The 20,260-nt window shown below is 71.8% G+C and carries 14 protein-coding genes; 9 read left to right on the top strand and 5 right to left on the bottom strand.

The window, feature by feature from the left end:
- The first annotated feature begins 288 nt into the window (after positions 1 to 288).
- Positions 289 to 738, top strand: coding sequence for a metallopeptidase family protein (locus IG99_RS24690; protein WP_107056016.1), 450 nt, complete (start codon positions 289 to 291; stop codon positions 736 to 738).
- 134 nt (positions 739 to 872) lie between these two features.
- Here IG99_RS24690 and IG99_RS24685 read toward each other — a convergent pair whose 3' ends face one another.
- The 3 genes from IG99_RS24685 to IG99_RS24675 all read right to left on the bottom strand — a co-directional run bounded on the left by IG99_RS24685 (position 873) and on the right by IG99_RS24675 (position 6,616).
- Positions 873 to 2,438 carry a DUF5719 family protein gene (locus IG99_RS24685; RefSeq protein WP_037677222.1) on the bottom strand — a complete coding sequence of 522 codons (1,566 nt, stop codon included), beginning with the start codon at positions 2,436 to 2,438 and terminating at the stop codon, positions 873 to 875.
- On the bottom strand, positions 2,435 to 6,109 hold the full coding sequence (locus IG99_RS24680; RefSeq protein WP_078947881.1) for a glycosyltransferase family 2 protein: 3,675 nt from the start codon (positions 6,107 to 6,109) through the stop codon (positions 2,435 to 2,437). Before IG99_RS24680 ends, IG99_RS24685 begins: the two co-directional genes overlap by 4 nt.
- A 243-nt stretch (positions 6,110 to 6,352) precedes the next feature.
- A complete protein-coding gene (locus IG99_RS24675) occupies positions 6,353 to 6,616 on the bottom strand; it encodes a WhiB family transcriptional regulator (protein WP_003975777.1) in 264 nt (87 codons plus the stop codon).
- Between the two features lie 714 nt (positions 6,617 to 7,330).
- Here IG99_RS24675 and IG99_RS24670 point away from each other — a divergent pair.
- The 4 genes from IG99_RS24670 (at position 7,331) to IG99_RS24655 (ending at position 11,240) form a co-directional block, all read left to right on the top strand.
- A complete protein-coding gene (locus IG99_RS24670) occupies positions 7,331 to 7,846 on the top strand; it encodes a cysteine dioxygenase (RefSeq protein ID WP_037677217.1) in 516 nt (171 codons plus the stop codon).
- Positions 7,847 to 7,879: 33 nt separating this feature from the next.
- Positions 7,880 to 8,839 (top strand): 2-phospho-L-lactate transferase, encoded by a 960-nt coding sequence (gene cofD / locus IG99_RS24665; protein ID WP_037677216.1) that lies wholly within the window; start codon positions 7,880 to 7,882, stop codon positions 8,837 to 8,839.
- On the top strand, positions 8,836 to 10,146 hold the full coding sequence (locus IG99_RS24660; RefSeq protein ID WP_037677213.1) for a coenzyme F420-0:L-glutamate ligase: 1,311 nt from the start codon (positions 8,836 to 8,838) through the stop codon (positions 10,144 to 10,146). The genes cofD and IG99_RS24660 overlap by 4 nt, the downstream gene beginning before the upstream one ends.
- Positions 10,147 to 10,226: 80 nt before the next feature.
- Complete coding sequence (locus tag IG99_RS24655) at positions 10,227 to 11,240, top strand: DNA-3-methyladenine glycosylase family protein (RefSeq protein ID WP_037677211.1); 1,014 nt, start codon at positions 10,227 to 10,229, stop codon at positions 11,238 to 11,240.
- Between the two features lie 206 nt (positions 11,241 to 11,446).
- Here the strand turns inward: IG99_RS24655 and manB are convergent, their stop codons facing one another.
- Positions 11,447 to 12,529: a mannose-1-phosphate guanylyltransferase gene (gene manB / locus IG99_RS24650; protein WP_037677208.1), complete on the bottom strand. Its 1,083-nt coding sequence runs from the start codon at positions 12,527 to 12,529 to the stop codon at positions 11,447 to 11,449.
- Positions 12,530 to 12,660: 131 nt separating this feature from the next.
- Complete coding sequence (locus IG99_RS24645) at positions 12,661 to 14,076, bottom strand: peptidoglycan recognition protein family protein (RefSeq protein WP_037677206.1); 1,416 nt, start codon at positions 14,074 to 14,076, stop codon at positions 12,661 to 12,663.
- Positions 14,077 to 14,227: 151 nt separating this feature from the next.
- Between IG99_RS24645 and IG99_RS24640 the strand changes: the two genes are divergently transcribed.
- The 4 genes from IG99_RS24640 (at position 14,228) to IG99_RS24625 (ending at position 20,260) form a co-directional block, all read left to right on the top strand.
- The gene (locus IG99_RS24640) at positions 14,228 to 14,986 is read left to right on the top strand and encodes a TIGR03089 family protein (RefSeq protein ID WP_037677203.1); all 759 of its coding nucleotides are present in this window, start codon (positions 14,228 to 14,230) and stop codon (positions 14,984 to 14,986) included.
- 307 nt (positions 14,987 to 15,293) lie between these two features.
- Positions 15,294 to 16,475, top strand: a complete 1,182-nt coding sequence (locus IG99_RS24635; protein ID WP_078947879.1) for an LCP family protein — start codon at positions 15,294 to 15,296, stop codon at positions 16,473 to 16,475.
- Positions 16,476 to 16,706: 231 nt separating this feature from the next.
- Positions 16,707 to 18,476, top strand: a complete 1,770-nt coding sequence (locus IG99_RS24630) for an LCP family protein (RefSeq protein ID WP_037677199.1) — start codon at positions 16,707 to 16,709, stop codon at positions 18,474 to 18,476.
- 143 nt (positions 18,477 to 18,619) lie between these two features.
- Positions 18,620 to 20,260 (top strand): LCP family protein, encoded by a 1,641-nt coding sequence (locus tag IG99_RS24625; protein WP_463607324.1) that lies wholly within the window; start codon positions 18,620 to 18,622, stop codon positions 20,258 to 20,260.

Genomic DNA, 20,260 nt, shown 5'->3' with positions numbered 1-20,260 from the left:
CGCCATGTGAAACGCCCCACACACCCCTCTCGACGCACGTCGCTGACCTGCATCGACCTACTTGTCCGAGGCGTCGGACGACTCCTGATCTGTTCACCAGTCGGTACAAACACTGTCAATTGCCTTGTGTTCGACCGTCTCGGAGGGATACGGAATCGAGCCCAAGCTTGGCTGGAATGGTCATCCCGCGACCTGCCCGTACGCGGCCTCGGGGGGTGTCCTGAAGGGTCCGGCCGAACCGCGTGGGGCCGGGCGCGCGGCCTCGCCTGGGACTACGCTTCACCAGTGATGGACAACCCCGTACCGCCCCGTGCCGCCGGCCCCGGGCCCCGCCGTCGCGACCGACACGGCCGGGGCATGCGCGGCCCGATCGCGCCGCCGCAGGTGCCTCTCGCCGCGAGCCGTGCCGAGGTGTTCGCGGACTTGGTGCAGGACTCCGTGGAACGCCTTGAGCGACGGTGGCCGCAGCTCGCCGACATCGACTTCCTGGTGCTGGAGGTACCGCGCCTCGACGGGCCCGGCGGGCCCTGGAACGACGAGGCCGTGCCACTGGGCGGCACCGTGCCGGCGCGCGACGGACGCCCGGGCCGGGTGGTCGTGTACCGGCGGCCCGTCGAGATCCGCACGAAGGGGCGGGACGAGCGGGCGGCGCTGGTGCACGAAGTGGTCGTCGAGCAGGTCGCCGAGCTGCTGGGGCTGACACCGGAGACGGTGGACCCCCGCTACGGCGAGGACTGACGCCAGAACCGGTGGACCCCGGCCGACTAGGACTGCCGCCGGAACCGGTGGGACCCCGGCCGACGAGGACTGCCGCGGAGAGAGTGGACCCCGGCCCGGTGAGACTGCGCCGGGCCGGTCGGCCGGTCCGGCGGCTACTTGTCCAGCACCGAGAGGTCCTGGTCCGCCTTCGGTACGGCCACCGTGCCCCGGTCGTCCGGCAGGGTCTGGATGGTGAAACCCGGGACGCCCTCCTCGGTGGCCGCCAGGGTGCGTGCGGCATACACCGCGGCGCCGGAGAGCTGCTCCACGGTGAGTGCGTACGTGCCCTTCAGGCCGCTGGGGACGGGCGGCTCGACGTCCTGGGTGGTGCCGGTCTTGATCGTGTACGTCTTCGACACCGCCGTACCGCCCTCGCTGCCCGCGGAGGCAGTGACCTTCACCTTGGCGGTGCCGGTGGGGGACGTCAGGGAGAGCGTGGAGCCCTTGCCGCTGTTGTCGGCGGACGTCGCGCGTGTGCCGACGGGGCGGGTGGCGGGGATGAAGGCCGTCTCCCGCTTGTCGCCCTTGCCGCGGACCACCCGCAGGGCCGCGACGACCGGCACCGACTGGTCCGTCGGGGTCAGCACCAGCGAACCCGCCTCTCCGCGCGTGACGTCGCCCAGGTCGACGGCGGTGGTCATACCGCCCTTGACGTGCACCGTCTCGTTCCCGGCCGGGGTGATCAGGCCGCTGGGTGAGGCGAGGCGCACCTTGAGGTCCGCGTCGGCGTCGCCCGGCGCGAACGCGATCAGACGCACCGACGTGGCGTCCTTCGGGATGCCCGGCATGACCAGGTTCGCCGCCGGGTCGGTGGACGCGGGCAGCCAGTCGCCGCCGAGCTTCTCGTCCAGCGCCTGGACGGCGGCCCCGACGCGGCCGCTGCGGACGTTCACGTGCACGGTGACGTCGTCCTGCTTGGCGTCGGTGAGCGTGGACAGCAGGACCGGCTCACTGGAGTGCGGCTGGACGGTGATGCCCTCCCCCACCGTGGTCTGCAGGGCGCCGTCCTTGCCGTACAGCTCGATGTCGACGACGGCGGCGGAGTCGTCCGGGTTGGTCAGGTGTACGTAGTCGGTGCGGTCGCCGGCCGTGCTGGCACCCGGGAACCAGAACTCCGTGTCCGGAGCGGTGCAGTTGACGCCTTGGAGGCCGCGTCCGGTGCCGGCGGCGACCTCGGTGGTCTCCTGGACGGTCCAGCCGGGGGCGAACTTGCCGTCGGCGGTGCCGACCAGGGCGGGTGAGTCGGCGCCGGAGTCGTCCACGGTGACGGGCGTGCCGGGCTGCTTGGGCGTCAGGACGGACTTCGCGCCCTCGTCACCCCCCTTGCCCTTCTTGTCCCCGTCGCCCTTCTCGCCCTTCTCGCCGTTCTTGTCCTTCTTGCCCTTGGCGTCCTCGTCCCCCGTTCCGTCGTCCGACTGCACGGTGGCGGCCTGGAGTTCGGCCGTGCCGTCGTTCTCCGTGCCGTTGGTGACGGGGGTGAAGGACGTGTAAGACGTCTCGGCGAGGTCGGAGGTGCTGGGCGCCGGGCAGAGCAGGCTGGTTCGCTCCACGGGCAGTTCGGCGGCCGCTTTCGCGGTGTCCGTGGTGCCCGAGGCGTCGGGCGGTGTCAGCGCTGCGAATCCGGTGACGGCGGCGAGCGCGGCCACGCCGGCGAACAGGGAGATGGTCGTGCGGTTCACTGCTGGCTCCCGTCGGGGCGCTCACTGCCGTTGCCGTGCGGTTGCTGCTGCGTCGGGTCGTACGCGGGGCCGTAACCCTGGCCGTACGTGGTGTCGTAGCCCTGGTCGTACGTCGGGTCGTACGCCCCCTGCTGGTTCTGGCCGCCGTAGGCGTACGGGTCGTACTGGCCGCCCTGGTAGGGGTCGTAGGTCTGCGTCTGGTCGTAGCCGCCCGCGGGATAGGGCTGTTGGGCGTCCTGGTACTGGTCGCCGGCGTAGGTGCCGTACTCGGCGCCTCCGTAGGTCGCCGGGTTCCACTCGCCGTAGCCCTGCTGCTGCTGGGGTACGGCCGCGGCGGGCTCCGGCTCCTGCGGAGAGGCAGGGGCTTCCGGGTCCTGGGCGGCTTCCTCGGCCTCCGCCTGGGCGCGCAGCCGGCGGGCGCGACGGCCCTCGCCTTCGACGGCCTGGGCCGGGACGACGGGCTCCTCGGGGAGGTCGTCGTCGACGTCGCGGCGGCGGCCGGGCAGGGCCAGCACGACGAGGACGAGGGCGAGGGCGCCCTGGGCCCACAGCCAGGCGGTGTGGCCGATCGGGTCGTCGTAGGTGACGTCGAGCCTGCCGCCGGAGGAGGGCAGTGTGAAGCCCTGGGCCCAGCCGTCGACGGTGGTGGGGGCGAGCGGCTTGCCGTCCAGGGTGGCGGTCCAGCCCTCGGCGGCGGTGTCGGCCAGGCGCAGGACCCGGCCGTCCGGGCCGCTCGGGATGGTGGTGTGGATGTCGACGGGCCCGGCGGCGACCGACTGCGGGGTGCCGGAGCCGGAGCCGGGGACGATGGCCGCGCGGGAGACCTGCTGGTCGACCCGCCACAGGGCGCTGCCGTGTTGCTCGCTGAGCCGGCGCAGTCCGGGCGTGGCGTCCAGGACGCGGGTGACCTCGCGCGGTGCGCCCTGGTGGACCAGGACGTAGCGCACGGCGAATTTGCCGAGCTGGTCGACCTGGTCGGCGCCGGAGCCCGCGACCAGGTTGGCGACGATCTTGCCGAGCTTGGCGTTCTCCCCGTCGGCGGCGGCGAGTTCGGCGTCGCCGAGGCGGGCGCCGGAGCCGCGGACCAGCACGTAGGCGACGTGCGCGGCGGAGTCGCTGTCGAGGACGAGGGTGCGGGCCTGGTCGCGGTTGTTGCCGTCCTCGGCGACGAACGCGGGTACCTGCACCGGATCGCGGCGCTCCAGGGGGTCGTCCGCGCCGCGGATCATCCAGCCGGCGGCGATGAGCAGCGGGCCCGCGGCGGAGGCGAAGGCGATCAGGGCGGCGACCGGCTGGCGCCAGCCGAAGCTCTGCTCGGCGACGCGGGAGCGGGCCCCGTCGGCGCCGAGCGCGGCGGCGGCCAGCAGGGCGATGCCGTAGACGAGGGTCGCGGGGCCCGCCCAGGTGGAGCCGTTGGACAGGACCGCGAAGAGGAGGCCCACCAGTGCGACGACCCAGGCCGCGAGGATGCCGGCCTGACGCTCGGAGCGCAGCAGTGCGGCGAGCGCGGCGAGGACGATGCCGATGAGCATGAGTCCGCTGACCGTGCCGGGGCCGCCGGGGCTGGCGCCGAGCAGGTCGAGGGCGGATGCGGCCGAGGGGCCGTAGTCCAGGCCGGCCTGCTTGAAGAAGCCGAACGGCAGCAGCGACAGCGACCAGGGCGCGAGGATCAGCAGCGGGGTGCCCAGCTGGGCCAGGAAGCGCAGTCCGTAGGCGGTGATGTCGGAGCGGCGCACGGCCAGCATGCCGATGCCCAGGATCAGCGCGATGGGCCACACGATCGGGGTGAACGCGGTGGTGACGGTCAGCAGCAGCGCGTACGCCCAGGTGGCACGCCAGCTGCCGCGGGTGTCGGCGGCCTTGGTGAGGCCGGCCGCGGCGATGCCGGCGCGCGCGATGAGCGGCAGCAGTACGGCCAGGACGGCGGTGCCGATGCGGCCGCCCGCGAGGGCGCCGGTGGCGGCGGGCAGGAAGGCGTAGACGACGGCGGCCCACGCGCGCAGGAGGCGTGACTCGACGAGGGGGCGGGAGGCGAAGTACGCGCTGACGCCGGCCAGCGGGACGGAGCAGACCAGCAGGATCGTGACCGCCAGGCCGGTCGAGCCGAACAGCAGGGACGCGAGCAGGGCGACGATCGCGAGGTACGGGGGTGCGGACGGAGTGCCGCCGGCGCCGACGGGGTGCCAGGCGTCCAGGTAGCGCGCCCACAGTTCGGAGGCGTCGGCCGGGGCGGGCAGCAGGGCGCCGCCCGCCAGCGCGCCGCCGCCGAGGAGGGCGCGGCAGGCGGCCAGGGAGACGAGCAGCAGCACCAGGAAGAGCACCGGCCCCGGCTTGCGGGCCATGCGCTTGAGGCGGGCGAACTGCTCGATCTCCAGGAAGTCGGCGTCGTCACCGCCGGGTCCGGACTCGACGGCGCCGCCGTGCCGTCCCGCGCCCGCGACGGCCTCGGGGTCGTCGCTGCCGACGAGGTTGCCCGCGACCTGTTCGACGGTGGCCCGCACGGTGGCGCCGGGCGGCGGGAACAACGCCCGCAACTCGCCCTTGTCGATCACCGGGCTGCCGCGCCGGCGCCGCCCGGCGATGATCCGTTCGGGCCGCAGGAGGGTCCCCAGGAGGCCGCGGATCTCGTCGACGGCCTGTCCGGGGACCTTGCCCACGAGGTAGGCGACGGTCCGCAGCAGGGTGCCGAGGACGAGGCGCAGCAGGACCCAGGGCAGGAGGGCGGTACGGGTGTTGACGAGGAGGGTGTAGACGGCACCGGCCTTGTCGACCTTGTGCGGGGAGGCGGTGGTGCGTCCCGCGCAGTCGACGGTCCGGCGCTCGCGGGAGGCTGCCTCGGCGTGCCGTACGACCGCCTCGGGGGCGACGAGCACGCGGTGGCCGGCGGCCTGGGCGCGCCAGCACAGGTCGACGTCGTCGCGCATCAGGGGCAGTCGGCGGTCGAAGCCGCCGAGCTGCTCGAAGACGTCACGGCGGATGAGCATGCCGGCGGTGGACACGGACAGGACGGAGCGGACGTGGTCGTGCTGTCCCTGGTCCTGCTCGCGGCGGTCCAGGCCGGTCCAGCGGCGGCCGGAGTGGGCGATGGTGACGCCGACCTCGAGGAGCTGGCGGCGGTCGTACCAGCCGCGCAGCTTGGGGCCGACGACGGCGACGTCGTCGCGACCGAGTTCGAGTTCGTTCTCCACGACGCGCAGCAGCTCGGCCAGGGCGTCGGGCTCGGGGGCGCAGTCGTCGTGCAGCAGCCACAGCCACTGGACCGGCTCTCCGTGCGGGAGCTCGGGCATGTCGTAGGCGTCGTCGCGCCAGGAGCGGGTGACGGGGTCCCAGCCGCTGGGCCGCTTCAGGTACGGCAGGTCGTCCGGGGTGAGGACGGGGGCGGTGCGGGTGGCCTCCTCGACGGCCTGGCCGAAACCGGTGCGTCGGGCGAGGTGCAGCACCTGGTCGGCGCCGAGGGCGTCGGCGAGCAGCTGGGCGGAGTCGTCCGCGCTGCCGGTGTCGGCGGCCAGGGCGGACTGGACCGGGCGCTCCTGGCCGAGCAGTCCGGCGAGCGCGTCGGGCAGCCAGCGGGCGCCGTCGTGGGAGACGAGGACCGCGGTCACCACATGACGCGGAAACTCGGGTGTGGCAGCGCCGTCTTGGCGGGCTGCCGTGTGGCTGTGCACGGACATCGAGGTACGGGCCCCGGTTCGATGGACTGCGGTGGACGCCTGTGCCACCAGGGGGCGGCGGGGCGTGTCGGACGAGCGACCACACTATCGGCAGAACCAAAAGGGGCGACGCGAAGCGTCTCGATGAGGGGCGGTGGTCGGGCGACGGGCGGGCGGCGAGAGCCCGCCGCCTGTGGACAACCCACCTGCGGCGGGCCGTTCGCCCTGTGGACAACCGGCCGCGCGCGGACGCATGCCCTCCGCTCAGACGGCCGCCTTCTTCAGTCGACGGCGCTCCCGCTCGGACAGACCGCCCCAGATACCGAAGCGCTCGTCGTTGGCGAGGGCGTATTCAAGACATTCGGAGCGGACCTCGCAGGCGAGGCAGACCTTCTTGGCCTCGCGGGTCGAGCCGCCCTTCTCGGGAAAGAAGGACTCGGGGTCGGTCTGGGCGCACAGTGCGCGCTCCTGCCAGCCGAGTTCCTCGTCCGCGTCGTCGACCAGCAGTTGCTGCACCAGCTCGGTCATGTGCGCCCCTCGTCTGCTCTTTCGCGTCCCCGTGACGTTGCCGTTACCGATTCCGGCTGAACGACACGAGTGAAATTACAAGTGTGCGGCTCCGGGCGAGTCAAGCCGAGATCTGCTATTGGGCCCCTTATTCACTCTGCGGAACCAGTCTGGCGCAGAAAGTGTTCAAATCGCCATAAAGATAGACACACAGACGAGCCCCGGAGGGCTTGGGGCTCCGAACAGAACCACGCACAGGAATAGACGCCCGCGAGTTCGATCCCGTTGCGACACGCACGCCGAAGCGAACCGGATCACAGTCGGATCACGGGACCGCAACGACGCTTGCGCGACCGGATGGACGCCATGTGTCCCGAGGACCCCATGCACAAACCTTTCACCTTTGAGGTGAACCGGATGAGGTGAAACACACCCCACCGACCGACTGTCGAGTTGACAGCCGAGGTGTGAACCGATGTCCTTATGGGCATGCTCGCGAACTTGGCACTCACCTCGACCCGCACCGCCGGGTCCCACGGTGCTGCCCGAGCTCGCTGTAGCTGTTGCTGTCCCAGCTGTTGAGCCCAACGCGCTCCGGCTGCCTCTGAGTCCACCGCGACTCGGCTGCTGTTCCCTCGTTGCCCCCATCCGGGCTCCCCTCCCGCTCGCGACCCGGGCGGACGGTACGCGCCATCCAGCCAGCCCCCACTCTTCCGCCGAGGAACAACCGCACCCATGAACAGCGACAGCGACCTCCAGATCGCCGGCGACATCCTCGAAGTCCCGCATCTCCTCCAGACCCCGCGCGAGCACCCGGCCACCGTCGCCGAGTTCGTCGGCCTGGCGCGCTCCATCGCCGCCGACCGCTCCCAGTGGGAGCACCTCGTCCAGTACGACGCGACCACACGCTGGTACCACCGGCTGCGCACCGGCCCGGGCTACGAGGTGTGGCTGCTGTCCTGGGTGCCCGGGCAGGGCAGCGGACCGCACGACCACGGACCCTCCTCCGGGGTGCTGACCGTGCTGGAAGGGACGCTCACCGAGCGCACGGAGCGCGGCACGCGCGTGTTGGCGGCCGGAAACGAGCGGGTGTTCGCCCCGGGATACGTGCACGAGGTCGTCAACGACGCGCTGGAGCCCGCGGTCAGCCTGCACGTCTACTACCCGGCACTGACCGAGATGCCCATGCACGAGCCACGCTGCTCGGTCTCGACGGCGCACGGCCCGGCCCACGCCGTGACAACTGCCTGACGCGTTGTCCTACCCGCCTGCAACACTTCTCCCATGCGCATTGTGGTTCTGGCAGGCGGCATCGGCGGTGCCCGTTTCCTGCGTGGTCTGAAGCAGGCCGCGCCCGACGCGGACATCACGGTCATCGGCAACACCGGGGACGACATCCACCTCTTCGGGCTGAAGGTCTGCCCGGACCTCGACACGGTGATGTACACGCTCGGCGACGGCATCAACGAGGAGCAGGGCTGGGGGCGGGCCGACGAGACCTTCCACCTGAAGGAGGAGCTCGCCGCCTACGGCGTCGGGCCCGAGTGGTTCGGACTCGGCGACCGGGACTTCGCCACGCACATCGTGCGGACGCAGATGATCGGCGCCGGGTTTCCGCTGAGCGCGGTGACCGAGGCGCTGTGCGACCGCTGGAAGCCGGGCGTACGGCTGATCCCGATGACCGACGACCGCGTCGAGACGCACGTCGCCGTCGAGGTGGACGGCGAGCGCAAGGCGATCCACTTCCAGGAGTACTGGGTACGGCTGCGGGCCTCCGTGCCGGCCGAGGCGGTCGTCCCCGTCGGCGCCGAGCAGGCCAAGCCCGCGCCAGGCGTCCTGGAGGCCATCGCCGAGGCGGACGTCGTCCTCTTCCCCCCGTCCAACCCGGTCGTGTCCGTCGGCACGATCCTCGCCGTCCCCGGCATCCGGGAGGCCATCGCCGACGCCGGGGTGCCGGTGGTGGGCCTCTCCCCCATCGTCGGGGACGCGCCCGTGCGGGGCATGGCCGACAAGGTGCTCGCGGCCGTCGGCGTGGAGTCCACGGCCGCCGCGGTCGCCGAGCACTACGGCTCGGGCCTCCTCGACGGCTGGCTCGTCGACACCGTCGACGCGGGCGCGGTCGAGCGGACAGAGGCGGCCGGCATCCGCTGCCGCGCCGTACCGCTGATGATGACCGACCTCGACGCGGCCGCGCAGATGGCCCGGGAGGCGCTGGCGCTCGCCGAGGAGGTACGAACCGCATGAGCGACGCATCCGCCGACGGCTACCGGGTCTGGGCCGTACCCGGCCTGCCGGAGGTCGCCCCCGGTGACGACCTCGCCAAGCTGATAGCCGCCGCCGCGCCCGGACTGGTCGACGGGGACGTGCTCCTCGTCACCTCGAAGATCGTCTCCAAGGCGGAGGGCCGCGTGGTCGAGGCGGCCGACCGGGAGGCCGCGATCGACGCCGAGACCGTCCGGGTCGTGGCGCGGCGCGGCCCGCTGCGGATCGTGGAGAACCGGCAGGGGCTCGTGATGGCCGCGGCCGGCGTGGACGCCTCCAACACCCCTTCCGGGACGGTTCTGTTGCTGCCCGAGGACCCGGACGCGTCCGCGCGGGCGATCCGGGACGGGCTGCGGGACGCCCTCGGCGTCGAGGTCGGGGTCGTCGTCACCGACACCTTCGGGCGGCCCTGGCGCGCGGGACTCACCGACGTCGCGATCGGCGCGGCCGGCGTCAACGTGCTCGACGATCTGCGCGGGGGTGCGGACGCGCACGGCAACCCGCTCAGCGCGACGGTCGTGGCCACGGCGGACGAACTGGCCGCCGCCGGCGACCTGGTGAAGGGAAAGGCCGCCGGGCTGCCCGTCGCCGTCCTGCGCGGGCTGCCGCACGTGCTGGCCGAGGGCGACGGGGAGGGCGCGCGGGCCATGGTGCGCGGCGCGCGCGACGACATGTTCCGGCTCGGGACGTCGGAGGCGGTACGGCTGGCGGTCACCCAGCGCCGCACGATCCGGGCCTTCACCGACGAGCCCGTCGACCCCGGGGCGGTACGGCGGGCGGTCGCCGCGGCCGTGACGGCACCGGCACCGCACCACACGACGCCGTGGCGGTTCGTGCTGCTGGAGTCGGCCGGGGCGCGGACGCGGCTGCTGGATGCCATGCGGGACGCGTGGATCGCGGACCTGCGGCGGGACGGGAAGTCGGAGGAGTCCATCGCCAAGCGGATACGGCGCGGGGACGTGCTGCGCAACGCGCCGTATCTGGTGGTGCCGTGTCTCGTGATGGACGGGTCGCACACGTACGGGGACGCGCGGCGGGACGCGGCCGAGCGGGAGATGTTCGTGGTCGCCACGGGCGCGGGCGTGCAGAACTTCCTGGTGGCGCTGGCCGGGGAGCGGCTGGGGTCGGCGTGGGTGTCGTCGACGATGTTCTGCCGGGACGTCGTGCGGGAGGTGCTGGCGCTGCCGGAGGACTGGGATCCGATGGGTGCGGTGGCGGTCGGGCATCCGGCGGAGGAGCCGAGGGCTCGGGGCGAGCGGGATGCGGGGGTGTTCATCGAGGTGCGGTGAGGGCGCGTCTCGTACGGCTCTTTCCGGCCGCCTAATCTCAGTCTCGTAGGCACCCCCTTCGACTCTCCGGGGACTTTCCCGTGGCAGGACGATTCGCTCCGCGGCCCACGCGTACAACCGTGCGCGGTGGGCATGTCGCCGTGCCCCCGGGTGTGCCCGGGCAGGCCGGGGGGCCGGTGCGCGAGCGCGTGCGGGTGCGGACGTGGGTGCCGGACGGGCCGTTCGATCTGGGGCTCGTGCTCGGGCCGCTGCGGCGGGGGCCCGGGGATCCGACGTTCCGGGCGACGCGGGACGGGGCGGTCTGGCGGACCTGTCTGACCCCCGCGGGGGCGGGGACGCTGCGGGTCGTCGCGGTCGGCGGTGAGGTGCGCGGTCAGGCGTGGGGGCCCGGGGCGGAGTGGCTGCTGGAGCAGTTGCCGGAGTTGCTCGGGGCCGCCGACGACCCGTCCGTCTTCGTGCCCCGGCACCGGGTCGTCGCGCTCGCGCGGCATCGGCGGCCGGGGTTGCGGCTGACGCGGACGGGGCGGGTGCTGGAGTCGTTGATCCCGTCGATCCTGGAGCAGAAGGTCACGACCGACGAGGCGTACCGGGCGTGGCGGTTGCTGGTACGGAAGTTCGGGGAGCCGGCGCCCGGGCCCGCGCCCGAGCGGATGGCCGTGCTGCCCGGGCCTCGGACCTGGGCGCTGATTCCGTCGTGGGAGTGGCACCGGGTCGGGGTCGACAACAAGCGGGCGTCGACGATCCTGCGGGCCGTACGGGTGGCGGAGCGGCTGGAGGAGGCGGTCGGGATGGAGCCGGCGGCGGCTCGGGCGCGGCTGCAGCTGGTGTCGGGGATCGGGCCGTGGACGTCGGCGGAGACGGTGCAGCGCAGTCACGGGGCGCCGGACGAGGTGACCGTGGGGGATCTGCATCTGCCGGGGATCGTGGGATGGGCGTTGGCCGGGGACCGGGACGCGGACGATGAGGTGATGTTGTCGTTGCTGGAGCCGTATGCGGGGCAGCGGCACCGGGCGGCTCGGTTGATCCTGCTGAGCGGGGTTGTGCCGGCCCGGCGGGCACCGAAGATGCCGCGGTTCGACATAGGACGGCTTTGACGTCGGCTCTGCAGTCGGCTTGGTGGGCCGTGCGTCGACGGTGCGCGGTGTGAGGGTCGCCGTCGAGTGGTTCGCCCCCGCCGCCCCTACCCGTCCCGTCCCCTGGGGGCTGCGCCCCCTGACCCCCGCTTCGGCCCTGAACGGGCCTCGTCCTCAAACGCCGGACGGGCTGGAATGCCGACCGGCGTCGGGGAGGACCGTCCGGGTTACTCGTCCGAGGAGAAGCGGACCGCGCCCGCTGGGATCTTGGCGTCGCACCAGACCCGGGCGCCGTCCCGGAGTTCGTTGTCGGGGCCGATGACCGCGCCGTCGCCGATGACCGTGCCGGTGAGGACGGAACGCTCGCCGACGCGGGCCCGGGTGCCGATGAGGGAGTCGGTGATGACGGCGCCGGGTTCGATGACGGCGCCGGGCAGGATCGTCGAGCCGAAGACCCGGGCGCCCTCCGCGACGAACGCGCCCTCGCCGACGACCGTTCCGCCGGTCAGCTTCGCGTCGGGTGCGACGGTCGCCGTCGGCAGGACCAGGCGGTCACCGCAGCGGCCGGGGACCGCGGGGGACGGGGCACGCCCCAGGACGAGGTCGGCGGAGCCGCGGACGAAGGCCGCCGGGGTGCCGAGGTCGAGCCAGTACGTCGAGTCCACCATGCCCTGCAGGTGCGCCCCGGCCGCGAGGAGGTCGGGGAAGGTCTCGCGTTCGACGGAGACCGGGCGGCCGAGCGGGATCGTGTCGATGACCGAGCGGCGGAAGACGTAGGCGCCCGCGTTGATCTGGTCGGTGACGATCTCCTCGGGTGTCTGCGGCTTCTCCAGGAAGGCGAGGACCCGCCCGGTGTCGTCGGTGGGGACGAGGCCGTACGCGCGTGGGTCGGTCACCTTGGTCAGGTGCAGGGAGACGTCCGCGCCCGTCGTCTCGTGGGTGTCGACGAGTCTGCGGATGTCCAGTCCCGTCAGGATGTCGCCATTGAAGATCAGGACCGGGTCGTCGGGGCCCGAGTGCAGACGGGACGCGACATTGCGGATCGCGCCGCCCGTGCCCAGGGGCTCCTCCTCCGTGACGTACTCGATGTGGAGTCCGAGCGACGCACCGTCGCCGAAGTACGGTTCGAAGACCTCCGCCAGATAGCTCGTCGCGAGCACGATGTGTTCCACGCCCGCCGCTCTCGCCCGCGCCAACTGGTGCGTGAGGAACGGCACCCCCGCCGCCCTGACCATGGGCTTGGGCGTGTGCACCGTGAGCGGGCGCAGCCGGGTGCCCTTGCCGCCGACCAGGAGGATCGCTTCTGTCACCTTCGTCTCTGCTTCCTGCCGGGACCGGCCGAACTGTCTTTCGACCGGCCAGTGTATGCAGACCGTTGTGTGGCGCCTTCGATGGCCGTGCGGTTCGGGTGCGTTCCCGTACTCGTCCCGTATCCCCCGGGTCAGCGCCCCTGATAACGCGCCGCCGTCGAGCGGGCCGAGCCGAGCTTGCCGTAGAGCTTCCGCCCTGGGCATTCCGTGGCGAAACCATCCCGGTGTCCGGAGATCACATGCAGTCGCACGTTCCTACCTTTTGCGTAGAGGTTGCCACCGCCGGACTTCAGGTATGTCTTTCCGTTCGGATTCGCCCCGAACAGGCCCAGCTTCCACGCCGTCAGCCGGGCGATGCCCTTGACCGCTGAGGAGGACGGTTTGGACGAGCCGAACGTTCCGAGTACGGCGATCCCCATGCTGTTGGTGTTGAAACCGAGGGTGTGGGCGCCCAGGACGGGCTTCGCCACGCCGCCGGCGCGGCCTTCGTAAATGGTTCCGCACTTGTCGACGACGAAGTTGTAGCCGATGTCCCGCCAGCCCATGCTTCTGACGTGGTAGCGGTAGATACCCCGGATGAGCGAGGGAGACTGCGAACATGTGTACGCGTTGCCGGACGCGGTGTGGTGCACGAAGGCGGCCTTGACCTTCTTCGTGTAGACGAACGTCCTCTCGCGCAGCGACTCGTCGGCCCCCCAGCCGCGCCGGGTGACGATGTGCGGGCGGGGGCCGATGTACGGCTTCGCCCGCTGCTGCTCCGTCAGTTCGCCTTCGCCCAGGCTGGAGAGCTCCTCCTCGGTCTCCTGCGGGCTCAGCGCGGGGATGTCGGTGGCGCCGAGCGGGACGCGCAGGAGGTCGGTGTTGGTGGCTGAGGCCGCGGCGGCCTCCGTGCTCAGGGCGGTCTGGTCGTCGGGGTTGCGCAGGGGGCCGGTGCGCGGGGCGTGCACCGGGACGTGGCGGGGCGGGGCGGCGCCAGCCCGCTCGGCGGGGTCGTCGGCGCCCGGGTCGACGAGTTCGAGGCGCAGACCGGAGGGGAGGGGGGCGGCGGACGTAACCGCGCGGGGGGCGCGGGTGCCGGCGGACCGGTCGGTGTCGTCGTCCGCGTGGACGCGTACCTCGACGCCGTCCGAATCACCCACCCACAGTGGTGTGGTTGCGCCGCGTACCCGGCCCGAGGTGCCTTCCGCGGTGTCGGGGTCGGCGCCGTGGTCGGCGTTGTGCGTCTCCACGTCCTGCCAGCCGGACCAGGTGCCGGTGCCTGCCGCGCGGGTCCGGACCTGGACGCTGCCGTGCAGTTCTGTGGCCGGATCGTCCCAGATGACGCCGACGAGGGAGAAGTGCCGTACGTCGCGGCGGGGCAGGCCCTGGTCGGCGGCGGGGCCACGGGCACGGGAGAGGGGGGCGAGGGGCAGCGACTGGGTGCTGCCGGGGAGGTCGGGAAGGCCAGGGCGGCCGAGGTGGGCCGGGTGTCCGGGGTGCGGGGCCGGCGGGAGGGCGAGGGCGGCCGCACAGGTGACACCGATCGAAGAAGCAAGCAATCCATGCATGCCCCCGATCCTGGACATATCTGATGATTTCTGTCCATCGGGGAACTGACGGACTGTCGGGCGCCGTTCGTCCGATCCGGTGGTGGAGCGGTGGGGTGGCGATGGGTCCGGCGGTGGGTGGGAAGGTGTGTCGGCGCGTACGCTTGCGCGGGTGAACGCCACTGATCGCACCCCTGCCGACCTGCTGCGTTCCGCGCTTGCCGCGGACCCCGCGCGGCCCTTGGTGACCTTCTACGACGATGCCACGGGCGAGCGGGTCGAATTGTCCGTGGCCACCTTCGCCAATTGGGTGGCCAAGACCGCGAACCTCCTTCAGGACGGGCTGTCCGCGGAACCCGGTGACCGGGTCGCGCTGTTGCTGCCCGCGCACTGGCAGACGGCTGTGTGGCTGCTGGCGTGTTCGTCGGTGGGGGTCGTCGCGGACGTGGGCGGTGACGCGGGGCGGGCGGACTTCGTCGTGGCCGGGCCCGGGGAGTTCGAGGCGGGGCTGGCGTGCCGGGGCGAGCGGTACGCGTTGTCGTTGGCCCCGTTGGGGCGGCGGTTCGTGCCGTCCCCTCCGGAGGGGTACGCCGACTACGCGGTGGACGTGCCCAGTCATGGGGACCGGTTCGTGCCGTACGCGCCGGTGGATCCGGACGCGGCGGCGCTGATCGTGGCCGGGCGGGAGTTCAGCGGGGCGGAGATCGTGGAGCGGGCGTCGGCGGAGGCGCCGACGGTGGGGCTCACGGGGCCGGGGGCTCGGGTGCTGTCGGCTCTGCCGTACGACACGTGGGAGGGATTGAGCGCGGGGTTGTACGCGCCGTTGGCGACGGGGGGGTCCGTGGTGTTGTGCCAGCATCTGGAGATGCTGGAGGGGGAAGCGGTGGCCAAGCGGATCGAGAGCGAGCGGGTCACGGCCACGGCGCGGTAGCCCTTCGGGGGGCGGGGGGTGGTCTACCGCCCGCCGGTCTACCGCCCGCCGGGGAGTGTGCCCAAGGCCGCAATTGCTCGATCGTGTGATGGTCGTCTTCCGGTTGCGGTGTCCCGGGCCGTTCGGGGCTTCCCGGGCCGGGCCGGCGGGGCTGCCCGAGGACTGCCGACGGCGGGGCCGCCCCCGGCCCTGAGGGGTTGCCGCCGGGCCCCCTCACCCATTCGGCTCACCCCCACCCCGCACCCCCGCCCGTCCCGCGCCATCGTCGTAGGTGGAGACGCGCGGGTCGGCTGGTTGGGGGGCGGAGGTGGACGTGGGTGGTGATGTGGGGCCAGGGGCCGGGGTTTCCGCTCTGGGGGTGGGGCTGGCGCGGCGGAAGCGGCGGCGGTGGGTGCGGTGGGGGGCGGGCGGGGTCGGTGGGCTGTTGATCCTGGTGGTGGGAGTGGGCTGGGGGGTCTATCTGAAGCTGGACGGCAACATCACCGCCGACGAAGCGGCCGAGGCCGAGCTCAGGCGGTACGAGAAGGACCGGCCGACCTCACTGGTGAGCGGTGCGCAGAACATCCTGTTGATCGGGTCGGACTCGCGTTCGGGGGACGGCAACCGCAAGTACGGGCGGGACAGCGGGACCGAGCGGTCGGACACGACGATCCTGTTGCATCTGGCCGCGAAACGGGACAGCGCCACGGCGATCTCGCTGCCGCGCGACCTCATGGTGGACGTACCCAGCTGCCGGCGGCCCGACGGCACCCGCACCGGCCCCAGGTTCGCGATGTTCAACTCCGCCTTCCAGACGGGCGGGTCGGCCTGCACCATCCGTACCGTCGAGAAGCTGACCGACATCCGCGTCGACCATCACGTCGTCGTCGACTTCCACGGGTTCACGAAGATGGTGGATGCAGTCGACGGGGTCCAGATCTGCCTCAAGGAGCCCGTCAACGACAAGGCCGCCAAGCTGCGCCTGCCCGCGGGGCGGGTGACGCTGAACGGGGAGCAGGCACTCGGGTACGTGCGGGCCCGCAAGTCACTGGGGGACGGCAGCGACACCGAACGCATGGGCCGGCAGCAGCGGTTCCTCGGGGCGCTCGTCAACAAGGTGCAGAGCAATGACGTTCTGCTGAACCCGGTGAAGCTCTACCCACTGCTGGACGCGGCCACGTCCTCCCTCACCACCGACCCCGGTCTGGCCAGTCTGCGTGGTTTGTACCAACTCGTACGCGGGGTGCGGAACATCCCCACCGAACATGTGCGCTTCCTGACCGTTCCGAGGGAGTCGTACCTCTACAACGCCGATCGCGACCAGCTCATGGAGCCGGAGGCCGAGAAACTGTTCGAGCGCTTGCGCCGGGACGAGCCCGTGGAAGTCGCCCAGGGAGGCGGTTCGAGCGCCGAAATCAGGCTCGGGAAGGGCTCCCGGGAACCCGGCGGGGCCGATTCGCCCGCCCCCACGTTCAGCGGCAACACGGCCGCCGAGCACACCTGCGAGTAAAGCGCTTGCCAAGTTGGCGAACCCCAGTTCAAAGAAATGGGCGAATTGCCCAGTTGTAGGGACGTGGAATTTGTCACCGTCGTCGCTTGACGCTGAACTGGGCGGATAGTGTGAGCGATCCGGTGCACCCGGCCCAGTAGGTCCGCCCTGGGGTCGCGCACTTTTGTACGAGACCCGAGCGCCTTGGAGGGGAAAGGCGCCGCGTGGCCCCGACGGAGGATTCAGACAACCGTGGACGCGCAAGGCCGTGGGCGGGCGGACAACATCGACCCCGCAGACCAGTGGGTGCTCAATCCGAACACCGGTGAATACGAACTGCGACTGAGTGCTTCCGCACCGCAGTCGGCGGTTCCCGGGCCCCGTAGACCCGCCTCGCGCGGATCGGGACCCGGCACCGGCGGCGCGGCGCGCGGCGGTACGGCCGCGCCCAGCCGGGATCTGCCGGGCGCGCCCGGCCGTGAGGTCCCGGGGCCGCGCAGGCGGCGGGGTGCGCCCGCACCCGAGGATCCGCTGCCCGGGCGGCGCGGACGCCGGCCGGTGAAGAAGAAGTCGAAGGCGAAGAAGGTCCTGGCGTGGACCGGCGGCACGATGGCGTTCATCGTGCTCGCCGCGGCCGGAGCGGCCTACCTCTACATCGAGCACCTCAACAACAACATCGCGTCCTCGCCGGACGACGGTGCGAGCACCGGTGGCTTCCAGAAGGACAAGGCCATCAACATCCTGTTGATCGGCACCGACAAGCGCACCGGCGCGGGCAACGAGGGCTACGGCGACGCCGGCAGCGTCGGCCACGCCGACACCACGCTGCTGCTGCACGTCTCCAAGGACCGTACGAACGGCACCGTGCTCAGCATCCCGCGCGACCTCATCGTGAACGTGCCGGACTGCCCGACCACGCAGGAGGACGGCTCCACCAAGGTCATCCCGGGCACGCGGAACGTCCGCTTCAACACCAGCCTCGGCCAGTACGAGCGCACGCCCAGCTGCACCATGCGCACGGTCACCGAGCTGACCGGGATCACCCCGGACAACTTCATGGTCGCCGACTTCAACGCGGTCAAGACGCTGACCAGCGCGGTCGGCGGCGTGGATGTGTGCCTCGCCAAGGACATCAAGGACCCGGACTCGCACCTGAACCTGAAGAAGGGCACGCGGCACATCGAGGGCGAGACGGCGCTGGCCTTCGTCCGCACCCGGCACGCCGTCGGCTTGGGCGGCGATCTGAGCCGGATCGCGCTGCAGCAGCAGTTCCTCAGCGCGCTGATGCGCAAGCTGAAGTCCAACGACACCCTCACCAGCCCGACCAAGATGATCAAGCTGGCCGAGGCGGGCACCAAGGCGCTGACCGTCGACTCCAAGCTGGACAGCATCGGCAAGCTCAAGGACCTCGGTCTGGAGCTGGGCAAGCTCGACACCAAGAACCTGACCTTCGTCACCGTGCCGGTGGTCGACAACCCTGCCGAGAAGATTAAGGCGACGGTCATCCCCAACCCGGCGACGGCGCCCCAGGTCTTCCAGGCGATCCAGGACGACGTCTCCTTCACCGCGGTGAAGCAGAAGGAGAAGGAGAAGAAGAGCGCGGCCGCCAAGGCCGAGGCCGCCCGGCTGGAGGGCACCAAGTCCGAGGCCTCCGACGTGCGGGTGCGGGTCCTCAACGGCGGGGCTCCGGCCGGCAGCGCGCAGGAGACGCTCAACTGGCTCCAGAACACCGAGGGCGTGGAGAAGTCCGAGAACGGCGGCAACGCGCCGGCGCAGCTGAGCAGGACCACCCTCGTGTACGGGCCCGACGAGGCCGACCAGGCACGCAAGCTCGCCGAGCTCATGGGGCTCTCCGGGGCCGCGATGAAGCCGGGCAAGAGCGTGACCAACTCGCAGGGACTGCCGGCGATAACACTGACCCTGGGCAAGGACTTCAAGGGCGCGGGCGTCTCGCTCACCGCCCCGACGAAGGCCCCTGACGTCGAGAAGTCCACGGCGGACAAGGTCGAGTGCGCCAAGTGAGCCCACATGTGCGCCGAGTGATCCAAAAAGCGGGTCAAGTCATCTGAACGACACGTCGGATGACCTAACCAAACGGGTCCGTCAAGCGTCTAACGGGGCGCGGGGCGGACCCGTGGCAGGCGCAGGGTGGGGAGGGGCTGGAGTTGGCGGGCAGCAGTGTGCGGGGGGAGGCGCCCGCGGCCGGGGACACGTCGTCCTCCGGATCGCGGGGCGAGGGGACACCGGGCGGGCGTGGCCGGCGCGGCGGCAGTGGGGGCCGGCGCCGTGGCGGCGCGCGCGGCGCCGGACGGGGGCCACGCAGACGGCGCGCGCTGCGCTGGTCGGCGTCGGTGCTGACGATGGTGATACTGGGCACCGCCGGGGCCGGGTACCTCTACTACCGCCATCTGAACAGCAACATCAAGAAGGACGCGCTGAACATCGGCGACGAGAAGGACCGGGCCGCCAAGACGGAGGCCAACGCCGCCGGTCAGACGCCGCTGAACATCCTCCTCATCGGTTCGGACGCGCGGAACACCAAGGAGAACCAGAAGCTCGGCGGTGCCAAGGACACCTTCGACGGTCCGCCGCTCGCGGACGTCCAGATGCTGCTGCACGTGTCGGCGGACCGCTCCAACATGTCGGTCGTCAGCATGCCGCGCGACACGCTGGTGAACATCCCCAGGTGCACCGACCCGAAGACCGGCGAGAAGTTCGAGGCGCTCACCCGGAAGATCACCAACCGCTCGCTGAGCCGGGGTGGTCCGGGCTGCACGGTGGCGACCTGGGAGAAGCTCACCGACATCCACATCGACCACTTCATGATGATCGACTTCTCGGGTGTGGTGTCGATGGCGGACGCGATCGGCGGTGTCCCGGTCTGTGTGCGGGACAACGTGTACTCGCACACCCGCGACGGCAAGGGCTCGGGCCTCAGGCTCAAGGAGGGCACCTGGCCCATCAAGGGCAAGCAGGCCCTGCAGTGGCTGCGCACCCGCTACGGCTTCGAGGACAACACCGACCTCGCGCGCGCCAAGGCCCAGCACCAGTACATGAACTCGATGGTCCGCGAGCTGCGTGAGAACGCCACGCTCAGCAACCCGAACAAGCTGCGCAAGCTCGCCGAGGCCGCCACGAAGGCGATCACGGTGGACCCGGACCTGGGCAGCCTCAAGAAGATGTACGACCTGGCCAACGAGCTGAAGAAGGTGCCGACCGAGCGCATCACCATGACGACGATGCCGAACCAGTACGTCGGCGAGCGGGTGGAGCCCACCGAGGACGCCGACAAGCTGTTCCGGCTGGTGCGTGAGGACATCGCCCTCGACGGCAAGGACAAGGGCAAGGACAAGAAGAAGGCCACCGAGGAGCCGACCGCGACCGATCCGGCCGCCGCGGACGGCGAGATCGCGGTGCAGGTCCGCAACGGCACCGCCGACGCCACGCTGGGCGCCGCCCGCGGGCGCGCGACGGCCGTGAAGGACCTGCTGGTCGGCAAGGGCTTCACGCAGGCCGTGGCGGACCCCTCGACGGCGGCGTCCGAGAAGACCACGGTGATCCGCTACCCGAGCGCCGACCTCCAGGGCGACGCGGAGCGGGTGGCCAAGGTCCTCGGCCTTCCCACCAGCGCGGTGAAGAAGTCCACGGACGTATCCGGCGTCACCCTCGTCGTCGGCGCGGACTGGCGGTCGGGTACGGCCTACGAGGCGCCGAAGGAGGACGACACGACGCCCGACACGGCCAACGCCCTCAACGCCTCCGACAAGTCGGCCTGCATGGACATCGCCCCGGGCTTCACCTGGTAG

The sequence above is a fragment of the Streptomyces griseus subsp. griseus genome, from assembly GCF_000720255.1.
Lineage (GTDB): Bacteria > Actinomycetota > Actinomycetes > Streptomycetales > Streptomycetaceae > Streptomyces > Streptomyces griseus_I.
Note: the sequence above shows the minus strand (reverse complement) of the source record. Positions and strands in the feature narration are given on the sequence as shown.